This window comes from Pseudomonas sp. NPDC089422 (assembly GCF_044749405.1).
Taxonomy (GTDB): domain Bacteria; phylum Pseudomonadota; class Gammaproteobacteria; order Pseudomonadales; family Pseudomonadaceae; genus Aquipseudomonas.
Map to the genome: position 1 here is coordinate 175688 of NZ_JBIVHW010000001.1, position 24386 is coordinate 200073.

Consider the following 24386-nt stretch of genomic DNA (forward strand, 5'->3'; position numbering starts at 1 on the left):
CTGCTCCCGAATTAGCCAGATCGCTTCCTATAACAAGTTCAAGAAGGAGAAACACCATGGCCGAAGCAAAAGTACTCAGTGGCGCTGGCCTGCGCGGCCAGGTGGCCGGCCAGACCGCACTGTCGACCGTGGGCCAGGCCGGTGCCGGCCTGACCTACCGTGGCTACGACGTCCGTGACCTGGCCGCCGCTGCCGAATTCGAAGAAGTCGCCTACCTGCTGCTGTACGGCGATCTGCCGAGCAAGGCCGAACTGGCAGACTACAAGCGCAAGCTCAAGGGCCTGCGTGACCTGCCGCAGGCGCTGAAGGAAGTGCTCGAGCGCATCCCGCGCGATGCCCACCCGATGGATGTGATGCGCACCGGTTGCTCGGTGCTGGGTACCCTGGAGCCCGAGCTGACCTTCGATGCCCAGCACGAGAAGACCGACCGCCTGCTGGCGCTGTTCCCGGCAGTGATGTGCTACTGGTACCGCTTCACCCACCACGGCGTGCGCATCGACTGCACCAGCGACGAGGACACCCTCGGCGGCCACTTCCTGCACCTGCTGCATGGCAAGAAGCCGAGCGAGCTGCACGTCAAGGTGATGAACGTGTCGCTGATCCTCTACGCCGAGCACGAGTTCAACGCCTCGACCTTCACCGCGCGGGTCTGCGCCTCGACCCTGTCCGACCTGTATTCTTGTGTCACCGCCGCCATCGGCTCGCTGCGCGGCCCGCTGCACGGTGGTGCCAACGAAGCGGCGATGGAACTGATCGAGCGCTTCCAGAGCCCGCAGGAGGCTACCGCCGAGCTGCTGCGCATGCTCGAGCGCAAGGACAAGATCATGGGCTTCGGCCACGCGATCTACAAAGAGTCCGACCCGCGCAACGAGGTGATCAAGGGCTGGTCGAAGCAGTTGGCCGATCAGGTCGGTGACACCGTCCTGTACCCGGTTTCCGAAGCCATCGACAAGACCATGTGGGAGCAGAAGCGCCTGTTCCCCAACGCCGACTTCTACCATGCCTCGGCGTACCACTTCATGGGCATTCCGACCAAGCTGTTCACCCCGATCTTCGTCTGCTCGCGCCTGACCGGCTGGGCTGCGCATGTGTTCGAACAGCGCGCCAACAACCGCATCATCCGCCCGAGCGCCGAGTATGTCGGCGTCGAACAGCGCCAGTTCGTGCCGATCGAACAGCGCTGAATAGATAAAGAGAGGCAACCCGCTTCCCTTGTGGAAGCGGGGGCAACCTTCCGAATCCTGTGACCGAGCCTGATTCCAAGATGAATACTGCATTCCGCAAGAACCTGCCAGGCACAGCCCTGGACTACTTCGATGCCCGCGCTGCCGTCGAGGCCATCAAGCCCGGTGCCTACGACAGCCTGCCGTATACCTCCCGCGTGCTGGCCGAAAACCTCGTGCGCCGCTGCGACCCGGCCACCCTCGACGCCTCGCTGGGCCAGCTGATCGAGCGCAAGCGCGACCTCGATTTTCCCTGGTTCCCGGCCCGCGTGGTGTGCCATGACATCCTCGGCCAGACCGCCCTGGTCGACCTCGCCGGCCTGCGCGATGCCATCGCCGACAAGGGCGGTGACCCGGCCCAGGTCAACCCGGTGGTGCCGGTGCAGCTGATCGTCGACCACTCCCTGGCCGTGGAGTGCGGTGGCTTCGACCCGCAGGCGTTCGAGAAGAACCGCGCCATCGAAGACCGCCGTAACGAAGACCGCTTCCATTTCATCAACTGGACCAAGAAGGCGTTCAAGAACGTCGACGTGATCCAGCCCGGCAACGGCATCATGCACCAGATCAACCTGGAGAAAATGTCGCCGGTGATCCACAGCGACCGCGGCGTGGCCTACCCGGACACCTGCGTCGGCACCGACAGCCACACCCCCCATGTCGACGCCCTGGGCGTGATCGCCATTGGTGTCGGCGGCCTGGAAGCCGAAAACGTCATGCTTGGCCGTGCCTCGTGGATGCGCCTGCCGGAAATCGTCGGCGTCGAGCTGACCGGCAAGCTGGCACCGAACATCACCGCCACCGACCTGGTACTGGCCTTGACCGAATTCCTGCGCAAGCAGAAAGTCGTCGGCGCCTACCTCGAGTTCCATGGCGAAGGCGCGCGTGCCCTGACCTTGGGCGACCGGGCCACCATCTCCAACATGGCGCCGGAATACGGCGCCACCGCTGCGATGTTCGCCATCGACCAGCAGACCATCGACTACCTCAAGCTGACCGGCCGCGATGACCAGCAAGTGCAGCTGGTCGAGACCTACGCCAAGGTCGCCGGCCTGTGGGCCGACAGCCTGGCCAAGGCCGAATACGAGCGCACCCTGAGCTTCGACCTGTCGAGCGTGGTGCGCAACATGGCCGGCCCGTCCAACCCGCACGCCCGCGTCGCTACCAGCGAGCTGGCGGCCAAGGGCATCGCCGGCGCCTGGGAAGAAGTGCCGGGGCAGATGCCCGACGGTGCGGTGATCATCGCCGCCATCACCAGTTGCACCAATACCAGCAACCCGCGCAACGTGATTGCCGCAGGCCTCCTGGCGCGCAACGCCAACAAGCTCGGCCTCAACCGCAAACCGTGGGTCAAGTCGTCGCTGGCTCCAGGCTCCAAGGCCGTGCAGCTGTACCTGGAAGAAGCGGGGCTGGAAAAGGAACTGGAGCAACTGGGCTTCGGCATCGTCGCCTTTGCCTGCACCACCTGCAACGGCATGTCCGGCGCACTGGACCCGGTGATCCAGCAGGAAATCATCGACCGTGACCTGTACGCCACCGCCGTGCTGTCGGGCAACCGCAACTTCGACGGGCGTATCCACCCTTATGCCAAGCAGGCGTTCCTCGCCTCGCCGCCGCTGGTGGTGGCCTACGCGATTGCCGGCACCATCCGCTTCGACATCGAAAAGGACGTGCTGGGTGTGGTCGACGGCAAGGAAATCCGCCTCAAGGACATCTGGCCGAGCGACGAAGAAATCGACGCGGTGGTGCGCGCGGCGGTCAAGCCGGAGCAGTTCCGCAAGGTCTACATCCCGATGTTCGCCATCGAGGAAGACCGCGGGCCGAAAGTCGCGCCACTGTATGACTGGCGCCCGATGAGCACCTATATCCGCCGCCCGCCTTACTGGGAAGGCGCCCTGGCCGGCGAACGCACTCTGCGCGGCATGCGCCCGCTGGCGGTGCTGCCGGACAACATCACCACCGACCACCTGTCGCCGTCCAACGCCATCCTGCTCGACAGCGCTGCGGGTGAATACCTGGCGAAGATGGGTCTGCCGGAAGAGGACTTCAACTCCTACGCCACCCACCGTGGTGACCACCTGACCGCGCAGCGCGCCACCTTCGCCAACCCCAAGCTGTTCAACGAAATGGTGCGCAAGGATGACGGCAGCGTGAAGCAAGGCTCGCTGGCGCGCATCGAGCCGGAAGGCAAGGTCACGCGCATGTGGGAGGCCATCGAAACCTACATGGAGCGCAAGCAGCCGCTGATCATCGTTGCCGGTGGCGACTATGGCCAGGGCTCGTCCCGTGACTGGGCGGCCAAGGGGGTGCGCCTGGCCGGTGTCGAGGCGATCGTCGCCGAGGGCTTCGAGCGCATTCACCGCACCAACCTGGTGGGCATGGGCGTGCTGCCGCTGGAGTTCAAGCCGGGCACCGACCGCAAGACCCTGGGCCTGGACGGCAGCGAGACCTATGACGTGCTCGGCGAGCGCAAGCCACGGGCGACGCTGACCCTGGTGGTCACGCGGCGCAATGGCGAGCGTGTGGAAGTGCCGGTGACCTGCCGCCTGGACACCGCCGAGGAAGTGTCGATCTATGAGGCGGGCGGGGTGCTGCAGCGCTTTGCCCAGGACTTCCTCGAAGCGACCGCTTGAACAGGACTTGAACATGGCACATGTAGCGCAAGTGAGAATCCCCGCCACGTACATCCGTGGCGGTACCAGCAAGGGCGTGTTCTTCCGCCTGCAAGACCTGCCGGAAACGGCCCAGGTCCCGGGCCCGGCCCGCGACGCCCTGCTGTTGCGGGTCATCGGCAGCCCCGACCCTTATGCCAAGCAGATCGACGGCATGGGCGGGGCCACTTCGAGCACCAGCAAGACCGTCATCCTGTCGAAAAGCATCAAGCCCGGGCACGATGTCGATTACCTGTTTGGCCAGGTCGCCATCGACAAGGCCTTCGTCGACTGGAGCGGCAACTGCGGCAACCTGTCCGCGGCGGTCGGCTCGTTCGCCATCAGCAACGGCCTGGTCGACCCGGCGCGCATTCCGCGCAATGGCATCGCCACCGTGCGCATCTGGCAGGCCAACATCGGCAAGACCATCATCGCCCATGTGCCGATCAGCGAAGGTGATGTGCAGGAAACCGGCGACTTCGAACTGGACGGCGTGACCTTCCCGGCCGCCGAAGTGCAGCTGGAGTTCCTGGATCCGGCCGCTGACGAGGATGGCGACGGTGGGGCGATGTTCCCCACCGGCAACCTGGTGGACGACCTGGAAGTGCCAGGTGTTGGCACCTTCAAGGCGACCTTGATCAACGCTGGCATCCCGACCGTGTTCGTCAATGCCGCCGACATCGGTTACAGCGGTACCGAACTGCAGGATGCGATCAACGGCGATCCGCAGGCGTTGCTGCGCTTCGAGACCATCCGCGCCTATGGCGCCGTACGCATGGGCCTGATCGAGCATGTCGACCAGGCTGCCGGGCGTCAGCACACGCCGAAGGTGGCTTTCGTTGCGCCGCCGAGCACCTACACTGCGTCCAGTGGCAAGGTGGTTGTGGCCGGTGACATCGACCTGCTGGTGCGTGCGTTGTCCATGGGCAAGCTGCACCACGCGATGATGGGCACCGCAGCCGTGGCCATCGGCACCGCCGCAGCCATTCCGGGCACCTTGGTCAACCTCGCTGCGGGCGGGGGCGAGCGCAGTGCCGTGCGATTCGGTCATCCGTCCGGCACGTTGCGGGTCGGGGCCGAGGCGCGCCAGGTGGATGGCCAGTGGACGGTGACCAAGGCAATCATGAGCCGCAGTGCTCGCGTGCTGATGGAGGGCTGGGTTCGCGTGCCCGGCGATAGCTTCTAACGCACCACTGGCGCTCGGCTTTAGTTCGCAGGGGCTGCGTTGCAGCCCTTTCGCGACGCAAGGCCGCTCCTACAAGAGTTACGCGATACCTGTAGGAGCGGCCTCGTGTCGCGAAAGGGTCGCGAAGCGGCCCCGGCAATTCTGAAGGGAGCTGGCTATGAGCGCCAACGTGGACCTGAACGACCGCCCGGACTACGACCGGGTGCTGCAAACCCTCGCCGACTACGCCCTCACATACCGGGTCGAATCCCCCGAAGCCCTGGACACCGCGCGCAACTGCCTGATGGACACCCTGGGCTGCGGCCTGCTGGCCCTGCGCTTCCCTGAATGCACCAAACTCCTCGGCCCTCTGGTCGAAGGTACCGTGGTGCCCAATGGCGCAAGGGTCCCCGGCACCGCCTACCGCCTCGACCCGGTCAAGGCCGCCTGGGACATCGGCTGCACCGTGCGCTGGCTGGACTACAACGACACCTGGCTGGCCGCCGAGTGGGCGCACCCCTCGGACAACCTTGGCGGCATCCTGGCGGTTGCCGATCACCTGTCACAGAAGCGTGTGGCCAGCGGCGAAGCACCGCTGCTGATGCGCGACGTGCTCGATGCCATGGTCATGGCCCACGAGATCCAGGGCGTGCTGGCGCTGGAGAACTCGTTCAATCGGGTTGGCCTCGATCACGTGATACTGGTCAAGGTGGCCTCGACCGCCGTGTGCGCCAGGCTGATGGGCGCCAACCGCGAACAGATGCTTTCAGCCTTGTCCCATGCCTTCGTCGATGGCCAGGCGCTGCGCACTTATCGCCATGCGCCCAATGCCGGTTCACGCAAGTCCTGGGCGGCCGGTGATGCCTCCAGCCGTGGCGTGCGCCTGGCCGATATCGCGCTACGTGGCGAAATGGGCGTGCCCGGGGTGCTGACGGCGGCGCAGTGGGGGTTCCATGACGTCTCGTTCAGTCACACCAACAAGGACCTGGCGGTAAAACCGGCCGGCCATTACGAATTGCGCCTGCCGCAACCCTTGGCCAGTTATGTGATGGAAAATGTGCTGTTCAAGGTCAGCTTCCCGGCCGAGTTCCACGCCCAGACAGCCTGCGAGGCGGCGGTCACCCTGCACCCGCTGGTACGCAACCGCCTGCATGAAATAGACCGCATCGTCATCACCACCCAGGAGTCGGCGATTCGCATCATTTCCAAGCGTGGCCCGTTGGCCAACGCCGCCGACCGTGACCACTGTCTGCAGTACATGGTGGCGGTGCCGCTGATCTTCGGCCACCTGGTGGCCGAGCATTATGAAGATACCTTCCATGCCCATCACCCGAGCATCGATCGCCTGCGCGAGAAGATGGAGGTGGTTGAAGACCCACGTTTCAGTCGCGAGTACCTGGAAGCCGACAAGCGCTCGATTGCCAATGCCGTGCAGGTGTTCTTCAAGGATGGCAGCAGTACCGAGCAGGTGCTGGTGGAATACCCGATCGGGCATCGGCGGCGGCGCGAGGAGGGGATACCGTTGCTGGAAGCCAAGTTCAAGGACAACCTGGCGACACGCTTTGTGCGGCAGCGCTGTCAGCAGATCTTCGAACTGTGCAAGGACCAGCAACAGCTGGAGCAGATGGCAGTGCACAGGTTTGTGGATCTGTTCGTGATCTGAGGCCGGTACAGGTAAAACAAAAAGCCCCGGCATTTCTGCCGGGGCTTTGTTTTACAGCCTACAACCGATGCTTACGCCTGAACCACCGGGATCTTGGCGTTGGCAGCCGCTTCGCGGAACTCGGCGATCTGGTCGAAGCTCAGGTAGCGGTAGACGTCGGCAGCCATGCTGTCGATGTCTTTGGCGTACTGCATGTACTCTTCGACGGTCGGCAGCTTGCCGATGATCGACGCGACCGCAGCCAGCTCGGCCGAGGCCAGGTACACGTTGGTGGCGTCGCCCAGACGGTTCGGGAAGTTACGGGTCGAGGTGGAGACCACGGTCGAACCGGTCTGCACACGTGCCTGGTTACCCATGCACAGCGAGCAGCCTGGCATTTCCATGCGCGCACCGGCCTTGCCGTAGATGCCGTAGTAGCCTTCTTCGGTCAGCTGGTGGGCGTCCATCTTGGTTGGCGGGGCCAGCCACAGACGGGTCGGGATACCGCCCTTGACCTTGTCCAGCAGCTTGCCGGCAGCGCGGAAGTGACCGATGTTGGTCATGCACGAACCGATGAACACTTCGTCGATCTTCTCGCCCTGTACCGAGGACAGCAGGCGGGCATCGTCCGGGTCGTTCGGCGCGCAGAGCACAGGCTCCTTGACGTCGGCCAGGTCGATTTCGATGATTTCGGCGTATTCGGCATCGGCGTCGGCCGACAGCAGCTCAGGCTTGGCCAGCCAGGCTTCCATGGCCTGGGCGCGGCGCTCCAGGGTGCGGGCATCGCCGTAGCCTTCGCCGATCATCCAGCGCAGCAGGGTGATGTTGGACTGCAGGTACTCGGCGATGGCCTTTTCCGGCAGCTTGATGGTGCAGCCGGCAGCGGAACGCTCGGCCGAGGCGTCGGACAGCTCGAAGGCTTGCTCGACGGTCAGTTCGTCCAGGCCTTCGATTTCCAGGATGCGGCCGGAGAAGGCGTTTTTCTTGCCTTTCTTCTCGACGGTCAGCAGGCCCTTCTGGATGGCGTAGTAAGGGATGGCGTGGACCAGGTCACGCAGGGTGATGCCGGGTTGCAGTTTGCCCTTGAAGCGCACTAGGATCGATTCTGGCATGTCCAGCGGCATGACGCCGGTGGCGGCGGCGAAGGCCACCAGGCCGGAACCGGCCGGGAACGAGATGCCGATCGGGAAGCGGGTGTGCGAGTCGCCACCGGTACCCACGGTGTCAGGCATCAGCATGCGGTTCAGCCAGCTGTGGATGATGCCGTCGCCCGGGCGCAGCGACACGCCGCCACGGGTGCGGATGAAGTCTGGCAGGGTGTGGTGGGTGTTGACGTCGATCGGCTTCGGGTAGGCCGCGGTGTGGCAGAACGACTGCATCACCAGGTCAGCGGAGAAGCCCAGGCATGCCAGGTCTTTCAGCTCGTCGCGGGTCATCGGGCCAGTGGTGTCCTGGGAACCGACGGTGGTCATCTTCGGCTCGCAGTAGGCACCTGGGCGTACGCCCTGGCCTTCTGGCAGGCCGCAGGCACGGCCGACCATCTTCTGTGCCAGGGTGAAGCCCTTGCCGGTGTCGGCAGGCTGCTCTGGCTTCTTGAACAGGTCGGAAGCACCCAGGCCCAGTTCGGCACGGGCTTTTTCGGTCAGGCCACGGCCGACGATCAGCGGGATGCGGCCGCCAGCGCGGACTTCGTCGAGCAGCACTTCGGTTTTCAGCGCGAACTCGGTGACCAGCTCGTCGCTGCCGTGACGGCGCACTTCACCTTTGAACGGGTAGACGTCGATGACGTCGCCCATGGCCAGGTTGGTGCAGTCGAATTCGATCGGCAGGGCGCCGGCGTCTTCCATGGTGTTGTAGAAGATCGGGGCGATCTTGGTGCCGAAGCAGAAGCCACCGGCGCGCTTGTTCGGCACGTACGGGATGTCGTCGCCGAAGAACCACAGCACCGAGTTGGTGGCGGATTTGCGCGAGGAACCGGTACCGACCACGTCACCGACGTAGGCAACCGGGAAGCCCTTGGCCTTGACCGCTTCGATCTGTGCCAGCGGGCCGACCGAACCCGGCTGCGACGGCTCGATGCCGTCACGGGCCATTTTCAGCATGGCCAGGGCGTGCAGCGGGATGTCAGGGCGCGACCAGGCGTCCGGAGCAGGGGACAGGTCGTCGGTGTTGGTTTCGCCAGGCACCTTGAACACGGTCAGGGTGTACTTGTCGGCGATGGCCGGACGCGAGGTGAACCATTCGCCGGCAGCCCAGGATTGCAGCACGGCCTTGGCGTGAACGTTGCCGGCCTTGGCCTTTTCGGCCACGTCGTGGAAGGCATCGAACATCAGCAGGGTGTGCTTGAGCTGTTCGGCCGCGACGGCGCCCAGTTCGGCGTCGTCGAGCAGCGCAACCAGCGTCTCGATGTTGTAGCCGCCCTGCATGGTGCCCAGCAGTTCAGCAGCGTGCTTGCGGTCGATCAGTGGCGACTTGGCTTCGCCCTTGGCCACGGCGGAGAGGAAAGCGGCCTTGACGTAGGCAGCTTCGTCGACTCCTGGCGGAACGCGGTTGGTGATCAGGTCTACGAGGAAGGCTTCTTCGCCGGCTGGCGGGTTTTTCAGCAGCTCGACCAGGCCTGCAGTTTGTTCGGCGTTCAGCGGCTGGGGCACGATACCCAGGGCGGCACGCTCTTCGATGTGTTTGCGGTAGGCTTCAAGCACAGTTATTACCCTCATCAGTGGTCCCTAAAGGGAGTCCGGGACGCTCATCCAGCATTCAATGCACCCATGCGCTGCCACGGCTTTGTGGGCCGCCCAGCCAGAGTCGCAAAGAATCCTTACAGAAGCTGCTTTCAAAGTTTTACGCCTGCAGAACGGGAGCTGATGAGGGCTGGCGCGGGCATGCGAGGGGTGCATGGCCCGGGCCAACGCCGTTCTACCGGATGAACTGTGCTCGTGACGCTTTGAAAACAGCTTCCAACGGACATTGTTGCCTTGAAAAGGCGGGATGATTCTACGGCAAAAAAAGCCCGAAGGTAAGGCAGCTATCATGACTTTAACGGGTGACCCTGGTTAGACAAAGGGCTAACATGACCCCGTGTTCCACCGCCAAGCCGTTGTTTTCAATGTCCAACCAGTCCATCAAGACCCCTTGCGTCGGCCTCTGTTCCACTGTTTACGGGGACACCGTGTGCCGTGGCTGCAAGCGCTTCCACCACGAAGTGATCAACTGGAACGGTTACGACGACGAGCAGAAGCGCGCCGTCTGGCTGCGCCTGGAACAGCTGCTGGTGCAGGTGATGATGGCCAAGCTGGAAGTGTTCGACAAAAACCTGCTGCGCCAGCAGCTGCAGCAGCGCTCGATCCGCTTTGTCGAACAGCAGTCGGAATATTGCTGGGCGTATCAGCTGATAGCCCGTGGGGCGCGGATGATTCGCGACCTGGAAGCTTACGGCATGGTGCTGCTGCCGGAGTTTCGCGATTGGGAATTACCGCAACTGCGCGATGCTATCGATCGTGAATTCTTCCTCCTCTCCGAGGCGCATTACCAGCGCTACATTGCCCCCGCCTTTCTCCAGGGCGGCCTGGATTAGGGCTGCTTCCCTCTGCGCTGCCGTGTGGCCCAGGCGTACCGTGCACACCCTTGATCACGGTTAGGACGCCAACATGAAAACCGTCTACATCCACGACCCCGACGATTCCTTTTACGCCCAGTGCTGGTGGCAGCTTGACGGTGTACGGATTGACACGCAGGAGTGGGATTACGCCACGCCGAACCTCGCGCCGATCTGGGTCCAGTTCTACAGCGGCGATGGTGATGACGGCTGGATGCGCAGTGAGCCTGAGGGGGCGAAGCGTTCGGATTTCAAGCTGCCGGTGAGGAGCCCGGCAACGCGGGTTCGCTGTGAACTGCTGTGGTTCGGCCTGTACCGCAAGGGCCTGGCGAGCTACTACGAAATCCGGCCTGTCGACGACAAGTTCGAGCGCAGGCAGTTTCTCATGGAGGACGACGGCGTTGCGGGGTATGTTGGGATGTACGATTGTTCCCACGACGCCGGGCTCGAAAAGGTGTTGGAGAATTGGTATCAGCGCTCCACGATGTGGCAGATCGAAGGGCTGCCGGCAACGCTCCAGCGTCAGCAGCTGATATGCAATCTGCGCTTCATCTCCCCTGGAGGTTACCCGATGAACCGTTACAAGCAGTTCGGGCGCCCGTATTTTTATACGGGGGGCGGCACTCCGGGGTTGGTCGCCATGAGGATCATCCACAAAGGCCTGCGCCCGTAACGGTCAATCGCCGGTGTATTCACAACCGCTGGTGCAGGTTTCATGGATGCGCACTTTCGACAGCTCTGGCATCAGCGGCTTGACCTGGTCCCAGATCCATTTGGCGATCACTTCGCTGGTGGGGTTCTCCAGGCCGGGAATGTCATTCAGGTAGTTGTGGTCCAGTTGCTCATAGATCGGCTTGAAGATCGCCTTGACCTCGGCGAAATCGCGGATCCAGCCGGTGTGCGGGTCGAGCGGGCCGGTCAGGTGCAGGCCGACCTTGAACGAGTGGCCGTGCAGGCGGCCGCACTTGTGGCCTTCCGGTACGTGGGGCAGGCGGTGGGCCGATTCGAATGTGAACTCTTTGAAAATTTCCACGCGGTGATAACTCTGTGTGAATCAATAATGCGCGCAGTCTACCAGCATGCCCGCTACAAGGCTTGCAGGCGTTCATGCAACCGCCCGGTGGCAATCAGTTCCAGCAGCTCATCGCCCAGCCGCTGGCTTTCGGCAATCGCCTTGTACCAGTAGCGCTTGCGGCTCGGCGCGTCGCCCATGAAGCGCTTGAAGTCGTTGCGGTCCGGCAGCTTGCCGAAGGGCAGGGCGGCCAGGTACTGCGGCGAGGGCGTCATCAGCAGCACGTTCTGCAGGCGCGTGGCATCGCCCTTGCGCCAGGGCAGTGCCTTGTCGAACCAGCCGGGCACCACCTTGTCGGTAAAGTGCGGGTACAGCACCAGGTCGTCACCTCGGTAGGGCAGATCGAGGTGGTAGTCGAGCAGGCCGCCGTCGCGGTAGGTGCCAGCACCTGCACCGGGAATGTCACGCACGCCTTCCATTACCATCGGGATCGAGCCCGAGGCGAGCAAGGCCTGGCGCAGGTTGGCCAGGTCCAGCGGCAGGCAGCGCGAGGGGAAGTCGGTCAGCGCATCGAGCGGCGGCTCGCTGCGCTCATCATGCAGGATGATCCGTTCAAAGTGCCGGGCCAGGCGCGAGCGCCCCAGCAGGTTGCTGGCGATCACCGAGCCCAGGCCCATGCCCAGGCGGCCACGATGGTCGTGCGCGAGCTGGCCGTGGCTCTTTACCACCAGGATGTTCAGGCGGTAGTGCGGGTTGGCGAGGATCTGCCCGTCGCGGCCCTGCAGCAGGTCGTCGAGCATGCGCTGGCAACTGCGGCTGATCTCGGCGGGGGTGACGCCCTTGGCAAAGTCCTGTTCGGTGTACAGCTCGCCCAGGCGGCGGAGGCCGGCGACCGGGTCGTCGAGGCAGGCACTGGCGAAGCGCCAGGAGCCGATCGAGGCGCCGATCAGCGAGCGTTGTCGCGGCGCCGAAGGCAGCCATTCACCGAACAGCGCCAGGTCCAGGCCCTGGATACCCAGGGGTTTGGGCCCACCCGCCGCACCTGGCAACACGCCCACATCGGCTGCCTGCAGACCCTGCTCGCGAATTTGCTGCAGCGCACGCCGGCCAGCCTTGAAGCTGAGTGCAGGAAATTTGATGTGAATGGCGCTCATGACGGATCTCGCGACTGACAAGCCGGTCATTATAGGGGCTTGATCCCGTTGCAGCTGCGCTATCATGGCGCCAGCTGTTTTCAGGTTGAATTAAGGACCGCTGGTTAGTCTTAACCCCGTAGACAACTTGAACGTCGCTCAGGAGAGCCACCATGAAAACCTTGACTGCCCTGTTCACCGCCGCCGCCCTTGCCCTGGGCGCCAATGCTGCCTTCGCCAAGGACGTCCAGCCCGACGAAGTGGTCAAACTGGTCAATGCCAAGACCATCAAGTCGCTGGACGAACTCAAAGCCACCGCCGTGGCCAAGCACCCAGGCGCCACCGTCACCGATACGGAGCTGGAAGACGAGTACGGTCGCTACATCTACAAGGTCGAACTGCGCGATCAGCAGAACGTCGAGTGGGATGTCGATCTGGATGCCAAGACCGGTGAGGTGCTGAAGGACAAGCAGGACAGCTGATGATCCACTTGCCCCGGCCTGCGAGGTACCTGGCGCTGTCGTTGCTGGCCGTCTGCTCCCTGGCCGTTGCCCGTGACCTGGATCAGGACGAAGCCCTGAAACTGCGCCAGAAGGGCATCATCCTGCCACTCGAGCAACTGCTGGAAACCGCCCTGGGGCGTTACCCCGGGGCGCGCCTGCTGGAGGCCGAGCTGGAAGAACACCACGGCCGCTACGAATATGAAGTCGAGCTGCTGACTCAGCAAGGCGTGGTGCGCGAGATCAAGCTTGATGCCAGCAGCGGTGCCCTGCTCAAAGACGAGGAAGACGACTGACATGCGCCTGCTGCTTGTCGAAGACAACGTGCCCCTGGCCGACGAACTGACCACTAGCCTGCAGCGCCAGGGCTATGCCGTGGACTGGCTGGCCGATGGCCGCGATGCGGTGTATCAGGGCCAGAGCGAGCCTTACGACCTGATCATCCTTGACCTCGGCCTGCCAGGCTTGCCCGGCCTTGAGGTGCTGGCACAGTGGCGCGCCAGTGGCCTGGCCACGCCGGTGCTGATCCTCACGGCGCGAGGCTCGTGGGCAGAGCGCATCGAAGGCCTGAAAGCCGGTGCCGACGATTACCTGAGCAAGCCCTTCCACCCCGAGGAGCTGCAGCTGCGCATTCAGGCGCTGCTGCGCCGTGCCCGGGGCCTGGCCAACCAGCCAACGCTGGAAGCTGCAGGCCTGCACCTGGATGAAAGCCGCCAGTGCGTGAGCCGCGACGGTGCCGACGTGCAGCTCACTGCGGCGGAGTTTCGCCTGTTGCGCTACTTCATGCTGCACCCGCAGCAGATCCTGTCCAAGAGCCACCTGGCCGAGCACCTGTACGACGGCGAGACCGAGCGCGATTCCAATGTACTGGAAGTGCACGTCAATCACCTGCGACGCAAGCTGGGTCGCAGCGTCATCGAGACCCGTCGCGGCCAGGGCTACCTCTATGCCGGGAGCAGCGGGTGAAGTCCATCCAGGCGCGCCTGAGCCTGGGCCTGGTTGCCGTGCTGGTGGTGGTCGGCGTGGTGCTCGCGCAGCTGACCCTGTGGCTATTCGAGGCAGGTTTGCAACGCTACCTGGAAAACGGCCTGCGCAAGGAAAGCGAGAACCTGCTGGTGGCGTTGGTGCGTGGGCCGTCTGGCCTGCAACTGGATGAGCGGCGCATCTCCGCGGCTTACCAGCGGCCTTTCTCCGGTTATTACTTCCGTATCGATTTCGAGCAGGGCACCTGGCGCTCGCGCTCGCTGTGGGACCTGGACATGCCCAGGCCGGCCGCACCGGGGCTGTCCGATAGCCACGAGCTGGGCCCGGAAGGGCAGCAACTGCTGGCCTTGCGCGCCGATTACCGGCGCCTGGGCCAGGCCATCTCGATCAGCGTGGCGCAAGACTATTCGCCGGTGCGCGAGGGCTTCCGTCGTCTGCAGCAGATCGGCCTGGGCATGGGCCTGGTGGCGTTGCTGATCGTGCTGGTGCTGCAGCGCATCACCGTCACCCGCTCGCTGCGCCCGCTGGAGCGCGCACGCCAGCAGATAGCCCAGTTGCAGCAAGGCCAGCGCTCGCAGCTCGATGCCCAGGTGCCCAGCGAGCTGGCACCGCTGGTGGACCAGATCAACCACTTGCTCAGCCACACCGAAGACAGCCTGCGCCGCTCGCGCAATGCCCTGGGCAACCTCGGCCATGCACTGAAGACACCGCTGGCGGTGCTGCTCAGCCTGGCGTCCAGCGAGCGTCTGCAAGACCGCCCAGAGGTGCAGGCGCAGCTGCGTGAGCAACTGGAGCAGATTCAGCAGCGCCTGGCCCGTGAGCTGAACCGGGCGCGCCTGGCGGGCGATGCCTTGCCAGGGGCGCAGTTCGACTGTGATGCCGAGCTGCCGGGCTTGCTCGCAACTTTGGGCATGATCCATGGCGAAGGCTTGCTGCTCGAGCGCGATGTGCCGCCGGGGCTGCTGCTGCCGTGGGATCGCGAAGATGTGCTGGAGCTGCTCGGCAACCTGCTGGACAACGCCTGCAAGTGGGCGGACAGCGAAGTGCGGCTGGGGATTGCGCCGATGGCCGAGGGCTATCGGCTGTGGGTCGATGATGACGGCCCCGGGATACCCGAAAGCCAGCGCCTGCAGGTGCTCGAGCGCGGCTCGCGGCTGGATGAGCAGGTCGATGGGCATGGGCTGGGGCTGGGGATCGTTCGCGACATCGTCGAGGCGTGGGGCGGGCAGTTGGCGTTGCTGCAGAGCCCGATGGGCGGGTTGCGGGTGAGCATCGAGTTGCCGCGCAAGGCTCGCTAGCGCCGGGGGCGCAAAGCGCCCCCCATGGCCAGATCAGCACTGCAAAAAAATTGCAGTACAGCCGCATTTTTTTGAATTAGCCCAATCGTCCCCTGCCCGGCACAATCCCCCACACGAAACCCTGCGGTTTCCATCTCTCCACGGACGGAGCCCCTTGAGTTATTGCATCGGCAATACGAGGCCCAGGCCACTTCGGCTGGGCTTTCTTTTTAATCAGAAAAACTACAGATCCCGATTACCTAAATGTCTGCCATGCGTTCCGAAAGTCGTCTGCAGCGGCTGTTGCCAGCGCCCCTGAATATCCCCCCCAAACAATGGCTGCGTGCCGGTGTCGGCGCGTTGATCGGCCTGTTCCTCGCCGGCTGGCTGACCAGCCTGGCCTATGGCCCGGGCATTGCCCTGCACCTGCTCGGCCCGTTGGCAGCCTCGGCGGTGCTGGTGTTCGCCGTGCATTCCGGGCCCTTGGCGCAGCCGTGGCCAGTGCTCGGCAGCTATGCCCTGGCCACTGCGGTCGGCCTGGCCATGCGCCAGGGCTTCGGTCCTGAACTGTGGGTGGCAGCCGTTGCCCTGGGGCTTTCGATCCTGGTGATGTGCCTGCTGCGTTGCCTGCATCCACCCGGTGGTGGGGTGGCGGTGAGCGCGGTACTGGCCGACCCGGGGCTGACGGCCCTGGGCGATCACCTGCTCGAACCGGTGCTGCTCAACGCGCTGATCCTGGTGGCCGTGGCCGTGATCTACAACCGCCTCACTGGTGTGCACTATCCGAAAGGCGTGGCACCGCGCAAGGACGTGCACCACACCCACGACCCGCTGCCTAGCGAACGCGTGGGCATCCGTGGCGCCGACCTTGATCAGGCCCTGGAAGAGTTGGGCGAATTTGTCGACGTCACCCGCGACGAGCTGGAACGCATCATCCTCGCCACCGAGCAGCATGCGCTGCAGCGCAGCCTCGGCGGCATCACTGCCGGGGCGGTCATGTCCCGCGATGTGCAGTTCGCTTCGCCGCAGACCACCCTGGAGCAGGCCTGGAAAATGCTCGCCGACCACCACCTGAAAGCCTTGCCGGTGCTGCAGCAGGGCAAGCTGGTGGGCATTGTCAGCCTCAGTGACCTGGTCGGCCCGGCCATGCAGCGCGGCCAGTTCAGCTGGCGTGGCCTGTTCGGCCGCAAGGCGGTGTGCATGGAGCAGGTGATGAGCCGGCGAGTGGTCAGCGTCAGCAGCCAGCACCCGCTGGAGCGCCTGCTGCCGCTGCTGTGTGAGCAGGGCTTGCACTGCCTGCCGGTGCTCGACGGCGAGCAGTTGGTTGGCGTGGTTACCCAGACCGACCTGATCGCCGGCCTCAAACGTCAGTTGCTCAGTGCTGCCGGCGCGGCCTCAGATCACCGGGTCCCAGCGTTGTGACCAATCGCTGGCGCCGGCGGCCACCAGCTGGCGCAGCACCGCGAAGGCCTGCTGCAGGGCCTCGCTGTCGCGCTTGCGCGGGTAGACCAGGTAGGTCGGGTAGGTGAATTCCGGCGCCTGGGGCACGCGCTCGAACACACCGGTCTCCAGGTAGGCCTGTACCACGCGGGTACGAAAATAACCGCTGCCACCCTGGTCGAGGATGAACTGCAGGGCCAACGGCCCGAGGTTGAAACTCAGCGCCGGGCGTGCGCAGTCGGGCAGGGCGGCGTCATGCTGGCGGCGGAAGGCTTCGCCCCAGTCGATGTAGATGTACGGCTCGGGTCGATCGACCCGGCGCACGCGGATCAGCTTCTCTTCCATCAACTGCTCCACCTGCAGCCCCGGGCCATAGGTCGGCTGGTACACCAGTGCGGCGTCGAGCAGGCCCATCTCCACCTTGCGCAGCAACGACTCGCCATCGCTCACCTCGCTGCGGATGGCATGGCTGGGCAGCTCACGGTGCAGGGCGCCGACCCAGTCGAGCAACATCGGGTTGCCCAGGCTCACTTCCGCGCCCACATGCAGCACCTGCTGGCAGCCCTCGGGCAGCGGCAGGTCGCGGCGTGCCGCTTCCCAGGTCTGCACCAGCTGGTTGGCGTAGCTGACGAAGGCTTCGCCGTCACTGGTCAGGCTGGCACCGTTGCGGCTGCGTACGAACAGCTGGCAGCCCAGTTGCTGCTCCAGGCGTTGCACACGGGCGGTGATGGCGGTCTGCGACACGAACAGGCGTTCGGCGGCGGCGACCAGGCTGCCGCAACGCACGATTTCCAGAAAGGTTCGGGCCTGATCAATGTCCATGAGCTGCTCTGTAGCGGGAGGGTGGCCTATTCTAGAGGCTTTGCACCATTCTGGGTCATGGAGAACGGGGCAATTTTGCCATGTCTGCAAATTTGCAGGTCCGTTGTGACTTTAGTCCCATGGCGGCCCCGGTGTGGCGGGCCATACTCACTGTTCGCCCTTCAATAACAACAAGTACCGGGTTTTCATCAACATGACCTACCAGCACAGCTACGCCCAATCCATTGCCGACCCTGCTGCCTTCTGGGCCGAACAGGCCGAATCCCTGGCCTGGTACCGCAAGCCTTCGCTGACCCTGCAGGACAACCCCGACGGCACCCACCGCTGGTTCGCCGACGGCCGCCTGAACAGCTGTTACCTGGCCCTTGACCGGCAGATTGAACTGGGCCGGGGCGAGCAGCTGGCGCTGATCTACGACTCCCCCGTGACCGGTGTGCAGCAGGCCTTCACCTACCACCAGCTGCGCGACGAAGTGGCACGCCTGGCCGGCCTGCTGCGGCAGCTGGGCGTGGGCAAGGGCGATGGTGTGATCATCTACATGCCGATGGTGCCCCAGGCGGCCATGGCCATGCTCGCCTGCGCGCGGATCGGCGCGGTGCATTCGGTGGTGTTCGGTGGCTTTGCCGCCAATGAGCTGGCGCTGCGTATCGACGATGCGCGGCCGACGCTGTTGCTCACTGCGTCCTGTGGCCTGGAGTTCGATCGGGTGATCGAATACAAGCCGCTGGTCGACCGCGCCCTGCAGGTGGCCCGCCATCAACCTCGCAATGTGCTGGTGCTGCAACGGCCCCAGGCCCGTGCGCAGTTGCAGGCAGGCCGTGACCTGGACTGGCAGCAGGCGCTGGCCAGTGCCGAACCGGTGGCGCCCGTCGAGCTGGAGGCCGGCGACCCGCTGTACATCATGTATACCTCCGGCACCACCGGCAAACCCAAGGGCATCGTCCGCGAAAATGGTGGTAACGCGGTCGCGCTGTGCTATGCGATGCGTCATATCTATGGCATGCAGGCCGGGGATGTGTGGTGGGGCATTTCCGATGTCGGCTGGGTGGTCGGCCATTCGCTGATCGTCTACGGGCCGCTGATGAGCGGCTGCACCACGGTGTTCTATGAGGGCAAGCCGATCCGCACGCCGGACGCCTCGGCCTACTGGCGGGTGGTCGAGCAGTACAAGGTCAATGCCTTGTTCTGCGCACCCACCGCCATGCGTGCGATCCGTAAGGAAGACCCGGATGGCGAGTTGATCCGCAAACATGACCTGAGCTCGCTGCGCCAGCTGTTCCTGGCTGGGGAAAAGCTCGATTCCAGTACCCATGAATGGCTGGAGCGGGTCACTGGCAAACCGGTGCATGACCATTGGTGGCAGACTGAAACCGGCTGGCCGGTCACCGCGCCTTGTGTAGGGCTGGAGGGCAGTGCGGCGCGGCCGGGATCGAGCAATCGCGCAGTGCCGGGCTACCACGTGCGCGTGCTGGATGATGACGGGCATCTGCTGGGCCCTGATCAACAAGGCTCCATTGTCATCGCCCTGCCGCTGCCGCCTGGGTGCAGCCAGACCCTGTGGGGCGACCATGATCGCTACCTGCAGGCGTACCTGCAGACCTACCCGGGTTACTACCACACCGGTGATGGCGGCTACCTGGACGAAGAGGGCTTTGTCTACATCATGGGTCGCACCGATGACGTGATAAACGTCTCCGGGCATCGGCTGTCCACGGGGGAGATGGAAGACCTGGTTGCACGCCACCCGGCGGTGGCCGAATGTGCGGTGATCGGCGTGCATGACGAGATCAAGGGCCAGGTGCCGCTGGCGCTGGTGGTGCTCAAGGATGGCGAGGGTATAGCCGAAGCGCAGTTGCTGGTGGAGCTGGTGGGCAGCGTGCGTGAGGAAATCGGCGCGCTGGCGTGCTTCAACCGGGTGCGCCTGGTGAAGCGCTTGCCCAAGACCCGCTCGGGGAAAATCCTGCGGGCGGTGTTGCGCAAGATTGCCGATGGGCAGGCCTATGTGCCGCCTTCGACCCTGGATGACCCAGCGGTGCTGGGGGAGATCGAGGCGGTGCTTGCGGATTTGCCACGGGCTGGTTGATGGGTTGACCTGTTCCGGCCTCTTCGCGGCTAAAGCCGCTCCTACAGGGATAGCACCGTACCTGTAGGAGCGGCTTTAGCCGCGAAGAGGCCCGATCAGGCAATAGCGCTATCGGGCCCGATCAGGTGCAACTGCCCCAGGCGGCTCCGGGTCCGCATCAGGTCGGCCAACGGCCCGCCGAGGCTGTCCTCCAGTGGCCTGCGCCCGATCACGGTCACCTGCCGATCCTGGTCATACAGCACATCCACCAGGTTGACGAAGCGCTGCTGCGCCGCCAGCGAGCATTCCGCCAGATCATCCAGCCCATCGATGACCCACTCGTCGTACTGCCCGGCCAGCACCAGGTAGTCGATGACTGCCGTGGCCTTCTCGCACAAGTCGTCAAAGGCCAGCACCACACGTCGGCCATCGACGGCCAGGGCGCGCAGCGGGCGTTTGTTCACCTCCAGTACCACCGGTTGCTCAGCCGGCACCTTCAGCGCCTGGCGCTGCGCTGCATCCCCTGGCCACACATAGTGCCCCTGGGTAAAGCGCTGGTGCTCGCGGTTGGCCGGCAAGCTGCGAAAATCGGTGTCGCCACCGACTTCAAGCACGTCCATCGAGCTGTTGATCAGGCGGATCACCGGCAGGAAACGCTCGTGGTACAGCGGGTTGGGCAGCAGCCCTTCAGGCGCGTAGTTGGAGGTCACCAACAGGAAGATGCCGCGGGCGAACAGGGCGTTGAACAGCCGGGTGAGCAGCATGGCATCGCCGATGTCATGCACATGGAACTCGTCGAAGCACAGCACCTGGCAGTCACCCAGCAACTCGTCCAGGGTGGCGCCCAACGCATCGTCCAGCAGGCGGTGCTGGTGCATGCCCTGGTGCAGGCGGGCGAAAAAGTCGTGGAAGTGCAGGCGCCTTTTGGCCGCTACCGGTACCGCCTGGAAAAAGCCATCGAGCAGCCAGCTCTTGCCGCGGCCGACCGAGCCATGCAGATAGAGGCTGCGAGGCTGGCCTCCCTCCGGCAGCTGCGCCAGCTGCGCGGCCATGCTGGCGATGACCCGGCGCTGGCCGTCACTGAGCTGATAGCCACGGCTGTGCGCCTTGTCCTCGAACCAGCTGAGCAGTTCACTCTGGTGGGGCGACGCACCGCGCAAGCGCTGGCCGAGCTGGCGCAGCGGGGAAGGGATCCAGGCAGACAAAAGCTAAGCTCCTTGGGCAAAGGCAGGGCAGCGTGCAGCTTGCCCGAGGGCGGCCATTGTGACTAATAGATAAAGTGCCGGGCAATGATCGGCTGGCGAGATAGGTCGGCCGAACAGGCGTAGGCTAGGAGGATGAGCCAAGCAGAGGAGCCGCGGCCATGCCTGCCGATTTCAAGCTCGAGCGTTTCGTCGAAGCCCAGGACCGGGTGTTCGACCAGGTCATGCAGGAGCTGCAGGCCGGACGCAAGCGCAGCCACTGGATGTGGTTCGTGTTCCCGCAACTCGACGGCCTGGGCCACAGCATCATGGCCGAGCGTTATGCGCTGTCCGGCCTGGATGAGGCCCGTGCCTATCTCGCTCATCCAGTGCTGGGGCCACGGCTGGAAGCCTGCGTTACTGCCCTGGTGCAGCACAGCGACAAGAGCGCCCGAGAGATCCTCGGCAGCCCCGACGATCTCAAGTTGCGCTCCTGCCTGACCCTGTTCGGCCAGGCGGCGCCTGAGCATCCGCTGTTCCCGCTTGGCCTGGTGCAGTTCTATGGCGGTGAACCGGACATGCGTACCCTGGCGCTGCTGGAACGGTAGCTCAGGCCTTGCGCTCCAGTTGGCGCTCGATCATGTACTTCACGGTCAACCGGCGTTCTTTCAAATGGCGCAGGTCTTCGTCGACAAAGTTGCCGGCCGAGATCGATTCGGCGGCCAGCACCTGGTTGTCGATGTCCATGTACTCGTCGAGCAGCCGGTCCAGGGTCTTGTCCGCCTGGCGCCGCTGCTGAACGATTTCGCGCGGGTAGTGCAGGTCCTGGTAGAGGTCGTGGGAAACGGGCATGGGGTCCTCCTTGGTCAATGCAGTTCGCTTATCTGATTGGAAGGGAGGAATGCGATTGTGTTGACGCGCAGCGGTGGAAAAACGACGGGCGGTCGCGCGGACAGCCTGTGGGTTTGGCTCGAGAACACTAACTTGCTGTTTTAAAGCATTTTTTTTCACGTTGGGGGTTTACAGGGCGAATCTATGTGTTAAAGTGCCGCGCATTCCAAGACAACAACCCAGTTGTCACTCAGTTGGAATTGTCAGAGCAGCTTCAGCTGCATCCGATACAGGGGCGTCGCCAAGCGGTAAGGCAGCAGGTTTTGATCCTGCCATGCGTTGGTTCGAATCCAGCCGCCCCTGCCATTTTTCAGCTTCAAATACCTATTCCTGATTCAGTGCAGGCGACAGTCGGCGCTGGGTTTTGTCGTTTCTGTCTCTTGCGCCGGCCTCTTCGCGGCGGTGCAGGCCTATCTGGCCGCCCGCAGCAGTTCATTCAGTACCCTGGCCAGTTCATCCGCCTGCACGGGCTTCTGCATCACCAGGCTCCCTGGCACCTCCAGCCCTTCAAGCTCCGCATACCCGGTCAGGAACACCACCGGCAGTTGCGGATAGCGGTCGCGCGCCGCCAGAGCCAGTTGCCCGCCGTTGAATTCGGGCATGGCAAAGTCAGTCAGCAGCAGGTCGATATCGTCGTCCAGCAGGGCCAGCGCCTGCTCCCCACTGTGCGCCTGACGCACCTGGTAGCCGTACTGGCGCAACACGTCACCGAGCATGTCGCGTACCAGGTGATCGTCATCCACCAGCAGCACCGTGCGGTCCCGGCCACTGTCATCGCTCGACGGGGTGACTGTCGGCGCCACAGGGTCGATGGCCATCTGCTGCTTCACCGCCGGCAAGTACACCGCCACCTGGGTGCCATGGCCAGGCTCGGTGTCGATGCGCACACCGCCGCCGGACTGCTTGGCAAAGCCGAACACCTGGGCCAGGCCCAGGCCGGAGCCTTTGCCGATGTCCTTGGTGGTGAAGAATGGCTCGAACACCTTGGCCAGCACCTCTTCACTCATGCCGCAGCCGGTGTCACGAATGCTCAGCATCACGTACTCGCCAGGCTCGGGATCTTCCGGGCGCTGCGGGCGGGCCTTGATGCGGGTGTTGCGGGTCGACAGGGTCAGCTGGCCGCCATCGGGCATGGCGTCGCGGGCGTTGATGGCCAGGTTGAGGATGATCATCTCGGTCTGGGTCGGATCGGTCAGCGCCTGCCACAGGCTGTGGTCCAGGTCCAGGCGCACCAGGATGTTGCCGCCGAGGGTGCGACGCAACAGTTCTTCCAGGCCAGTGAGGGTACGGTTCAGGTTCAGCGGCACCGGCTCCAGCCGCTGGCGACGGGAGAAGGCGAGCAATTGCGAGGTCAGCTTGGCGCCGCGCTCACCGGCTTCGCGGATATGCGTCAGGCGGCTGCTGGCCTTGTCCAGGTTACCCTTGGCCAGGTCGCGCTCAAGGAAGCTGGCGCCGGTGAGGATGACCGTGAGCAGGTTGTTGAAGTCGTGGGCGACCCCGGCGGTGAGCTGGCCGACGGCCTCCAGCCGCTGCATCTGCTGCAGCGCCGCCTCAATGCGTTCGCGCTCGGTGATCTGTTCGCGCAGGCGGGTGTTGGCTTCGGCCAGGCCCAGGGCCGTTTCGCGCTCGCTGGTGATGTCCCGCGCCACCACGTAGAGCAGGGTGTCTTCCGGCACCACCACCCAGGACAACCAGCGCAACTGGCCGCCGGCATGCTGGATGCGGCCGACGAAACGGACGCTGGTGCGGCCGTGGGCGAGGGCGGCCAGCTCGGCGAGCAACGCCTCCTGATCCACTTCGGGCAGCAGGTGCAGCAGCGACGTCTGGCTCAGGCGCTCGCGGGAAAAGCCCAGGCTGGCCTCCCAGGCCGGGTTGAGGGCCACCGGGGTCAGGTCCTTGTTGAGCACCGCCAGCAAGTCCTGGGACAGCTCCCAGGCGCGGTCCCGCTCGCGGGTGCGGCGCTCGACCCGTTCGCCGAGCATTTCGTTGAGCTGCCTGAGCGCCTGGGTCGCCTGGCGCTGGGTATGGATGTCCTGCAGTACCCCGGAAAACCGCGTGCACTGGCCGTCGACGAACTGGCACTGGCCGCTGCTGAGCAGCCAGCGCGGCTCCAGGCCGTTGGGCTGGGCGATGCGGAACTCGACCCGGTACAGGCCGTCGCTGTCCGGGCGCATGGCCTGCTCGACGGCTTCGCGCACCTTGGCCTGGTCGTCGGGGTAGATGCCGGCATAGAACACCTGCAGGTTCATCTCGGTATCGACCGGCAGGCCGAACAGGGTCTTGCAACGGTCGTCCCAGACCAGCTGGCCCTGTTGCGGGCGGAAATCCCAGGTGCCCATGCCGGCGGCATCGATGGCAATGCGCGCGCGGGCCTCGACATCGGCCAGGGCTTCTTCCGCACGGCGCCGGCGCTGGCGCTCCTGCACTTCGGTGAGGGCCCGGCGCACGGCCTTGGGCAGCAGCGGCAGGTTCTTCTTCAGCACATAGTCGGTGGCACCCAGGCGGACCATTTCCACCGCATGTTCTTCGCCATAGATGCCTGAGAGGAAAATGAACGGCGTGTCGGGTGCCAGGCGCTGGGCGATGGCCAGCACCTCGGTGCCGGAAGAACCCGGCAGCACGCAGTCGCAAAGGATCAGGTCGAAGCTGGACTGGTGCAGCGCGTGCTCGACGCCGACATGGTCGAACACCAGCCGTGACTGCACCTGCAACCCGCTGCGCTCCAGGCGCATCAGGGTCAGCTCGGCATCCATCGAGCTGTCTTCGACCATCAACAATTTCAGCGGTGTCGGCAACATCTTTGCGGGGGCC

Annotated in this window: 20 protein-coding genes and 1 tRNA gene; 14 read left to right on the forward strand and 7 right to left on the reverse strand. The window is 64.5% G+C overall.

Annotated features, from left to right (window positions below; translation table 11 throughout):
* The first annotated feature begins 56 nt into the window (after window positions 1-56).
* The 4 genes from prpC to prpD all read left to right on the forward strand — a co-directional run bounded on the left by prpC (window position 57) and on the right by prpD (window position 6699).
* Entirely contained in the window at window positions 57-1184 is a 1128-nt protein-coding gene (prpC, locus tag ACIPZ8_RS00845) for a 2-methylcitrate synthase (RefSeq protein ID WP_400719139.1), read from the forward strand.
* An 80-nt stretch (window positions 1185-1264) separates the two neighbouring features.
* A complete protein-coding gene (acnD, locus tag ACIPZ8_RS00850; RefSeq protein ID WP_400719140.1) occupies window positions 1265-3853 on the forward strand; it encodes a Fe/S-dependent 2-methylisocitrate dehydratase AcnD in 2589 nt (862 codons plus the stop codon).
* 13 nt (window positions 3854-3866) lie between these two features.
* The gene (gene prpF, locus ACIPZ8_RS00855) at window positions 3867-5057 is read left to right on the forward strand and encodes a 2-methylaconitate cis-trans isomerase PrpF (RefSeq protein WP_400719141.1); all 1191 of its coding nucleotides are present in this window, start codon (window positions 3867-3869) and stop codon (window positions 5055-5057) included.
* A 157-nt stretch (window positions 5058-5214) separates the two neighbouring features.
* Entirely contained in the window at window positions 5215-6699 is a 1485-nt protein-coding gene (gene prpD / locus ACIPZ8_RS00860) for a 2-methylcitrate dehydratase (protein ID WP_400719142.1), read from the forward strand.
* 71 nt (window positions 6700-6770) lie between these two features.
* On the opposite strand, the gene acnB is transcribed toward prpD, so the two are convergent.
* On the reverse strand, window positions 6771-9380 hold the full coding sequence (gene acnB / locus ACIPZ8_RS00865; protein ID WP_400719722.1) for a bifunctional aconitate hydratase 2/2-methylisocitrate dehydratase: 2610 nt from the start codon (window positions 9378-9380) through the stop codon (window positions 6771-6773).
* 404 nt (window positions 9381-9784) lie between these two features.
* On the opposite strand from acnB, the gene ACIPZ8_RS00870 reads away from it, so the two are divergent.
* Complete coding sequence (locus ACIPZ8_RS00870; protein ID WP_400719724.1) at window positions 9785-10252, forward strand: DUF1289 domain-containing protein; 468 nt, start codon at window positions 9785-9787, stop codon at window positions 10250-10252.
* A 73-nt stretch (window positions 10253-10325) separates the two neighbouring features.
* Window positions 10326-10946: a hypothetical protein gene (locus ACIPZ8_RS00875; protein WP_400719143.1), complete on the forward strand. Its 621-nt coding sequence runs from the start codon at window positions 10326-10328 to the stop codon at window positions 10944-10946.
* 3 nt (window positions 10947-10949) lie between these two features.
* Here ACIPZ8_RS00875 and queD read toward each other — a convergent pair whose 3' ends face one another.
* Together queD and ACIPZ8_RS00885 are read right to left on the reverse strand one after the other, a co-directional pair.
* Window positions 10950-11306, reverse strand: coding sequence for a 6-carboxytetrahydropterin synthase QueD (gene queD / locus ACIPZ8_RS00880; RefSeq protein WP_012271598.1), 357 nt, complete (start codon window positions 11304-11306; stop codon window positions 10950-10952).
* 53 nt (window positions 11307-11359) lie between these two features.
* Window positions 11360-12439, reverse strand: coding sequence for a patatin-like phospholipase family protein (locus ACIPZ8_RS00885; RefSeq protein WP_400719144.1), 1080 nt, complete (start codon window positions 12437-12439; stop codon window positions 11360-11362).
* A gap of 152 nt (window positions 12440-12591) precedes the next feature.
* Here ACIPZ8_RS00885 and ACIPZ8_RS00890 point away from each other — a divergent pair, with 152 nt between their 5' ends.
* The 5 genes from ACIPZ8_RS00890 to ACIPZ8_RS00910 all read left to right on the forward strand — a co-directional run bounded on the left by ACIPZ8_RS00890 (window position 12592) and on the right by ACIPZ8_RS00910 (window position 16601).
* The gene (locus ACIPZ8_RS00890) at window positions 12592-12900 is read left to right on the forward strand and encodes a PepSY domain-containing protein (protein WP_400719145.1); all 309 of its coding nucleotides are present in this window, start codon (window positions 12592-12594) and stop codon (window positions 12898-12900) included.
* On the forward strand, window positions 12900-13214 hold the full coding sequence (locus tag ACIPZ8_RS00895) for a PepSY domain-containing protein (RefSeq protein ID WP_400719146.1): 315 nt from the start codon (window positions 12900-12902) through the stop codon (window positions 13212-13214). Before ACIPZ8_RS00890 ends, ACIPZ8_RS00895 begins: the two co-directional genes overlap by 1 nt.
* A gap of 1 nt (window position 13215) precedes the next feature.
* Window positions 13216-13884 (forward strand): response regulator transcription factor, encoded by a 669-nt coding sequence (locus tag ACIPZ8_RS00900; RefSeq protein ID WP_400719147.1) that lies wholly within the window; start codon window positions 13216-13218, stop codon window positions 13882-13884.
* Window positions 13881-15200, forward strand: coding sequence for a sensor histidine kinase (locus tag ACIPZ8_RS00905; protein WP_400719148.1), 1320 nt, complete (start codon window positions 13881-13883; stop codon window positions 15198-15200). The genes ACIPZ8_RS00900 and ACIPZ8_RS00905 overlap by 4 nt, the downstream gene beginning before the upstream one ends.
* Before the next feature lie 243 nt (window positions 15201-15443).
* Complete coding sequence (locus ACIPZ8_RS00910; protein WP_400719149.1) at window positions 15444-16601, forward strand: HPP family protein; 1158 nt, start codon at window positions 15444-15446, stop codon at window positions 16599-16601.
* Here the strand turns inward: ACIPZ8_RS00910 and ACIPZ8_RS00915 are convergent.
* Entirely contained in the window at window positions 16575-17441 is an 867-nt protein-coding gene (locus ACIPZ8_RS00915) for a LysR family transcriptional regulator (RefSeq protein ID WP_400719150.1), read from the reverse strand. The genes ACIPZ8_RS00910 and ACIPZ8_RS00915 overlap by 27 nt on opposite strands.
* Window positions 17442-17634: 193 nt before the next feature.
* Between ACIPZ8_RS00915 and ACIPZ8_RS00920 the strand changes: the two genes are divergently transcribed.
* Window positions 17635-19524 (forward strand): propionyl-CoA synthetase, encoded by a 1890-nt coding sequence (locus tag ACIPZ8_RS00920; RefSeq protein ID WP_400719151.1) that lies wholly within the window; start codon window positions 17635-17637, stop codon window positions 19522-19524.
* Window positions 19525-19619: 95 nt separating this feature from the next.
* Here the strand turns inward: ACIPZ8_RS00920 and zapE are convergent, their stop codons facing one another.
* On the reverse strand, window positions 19620-20708 hold the full coding sequence (gene zapE, locus ACIPZ8_RS00925; RefSeq protein ID WP_400719152.1) for a cell division protein ZapE: 1089 nt from the start codon (window positions 20706-20708) through the stop codon (window positions 19620-19622).
* A 158-nt stretch (window positions 20709-20866) separates the two neighbouring features.
* On the opposite strand from zapE, the gene ACIPZ8_RS00930 reads away from it, so the two are divergent.
* Entirely contained in the window at window positions 20867-21292 is a 426-nt protein-coding gene (locus ACIPZ8_RS00930; RefSeq protein WP_400719153.1) for a DUF1810 domain-containing protein, read from the forward strand.
* Window position 21293: 1 nt separating this feature from the next.
* On the opposite strand, the gene ACIPZ8_RS00935 is transcribed toward ACIPZ8_RS00930, so the two are convergent.
* Window positions 21294-21536: a hypothetical protein gene (locus ACIPZ8_RS00935; RefSeq protein WP_400719154.1), complete on the reverse strand. Its 243-nt coding sequence runs from the start codon at window positions 21534-21536 to the stop codon at window positions 21294-21296.
* Between the two features lie 270 nt (window positions 21537-21806).
* Between ACIPZ8_RS00935 and ACIPZ8_RS00940 the strand changes: the two genes are divergently transcribed.
* Window positions 21807-21881 (forward strand) — tRNA-Gln (locus ACIPZ8_RS00940).
* 104 nt (window positions 21882-21985) lie between these two features.
* On the opposite strand, the gene ACIPZ8_RS00945 is transcribed toward ACIPZ8_RS00940, so the two are convergent.
* Complete coding sequence (locus tag ACIPZ8_RS00945; RefSeq protein ID WP_400719155.1) at window positions 21986-24373, reverse strand: response regulator; 2388 nt, start codon at window positions 24371-24373, stop codon at window positions 21986-21988.
* Between the last annotated feature and the right edge of the window lie 13 nt (window positions 24374-24386).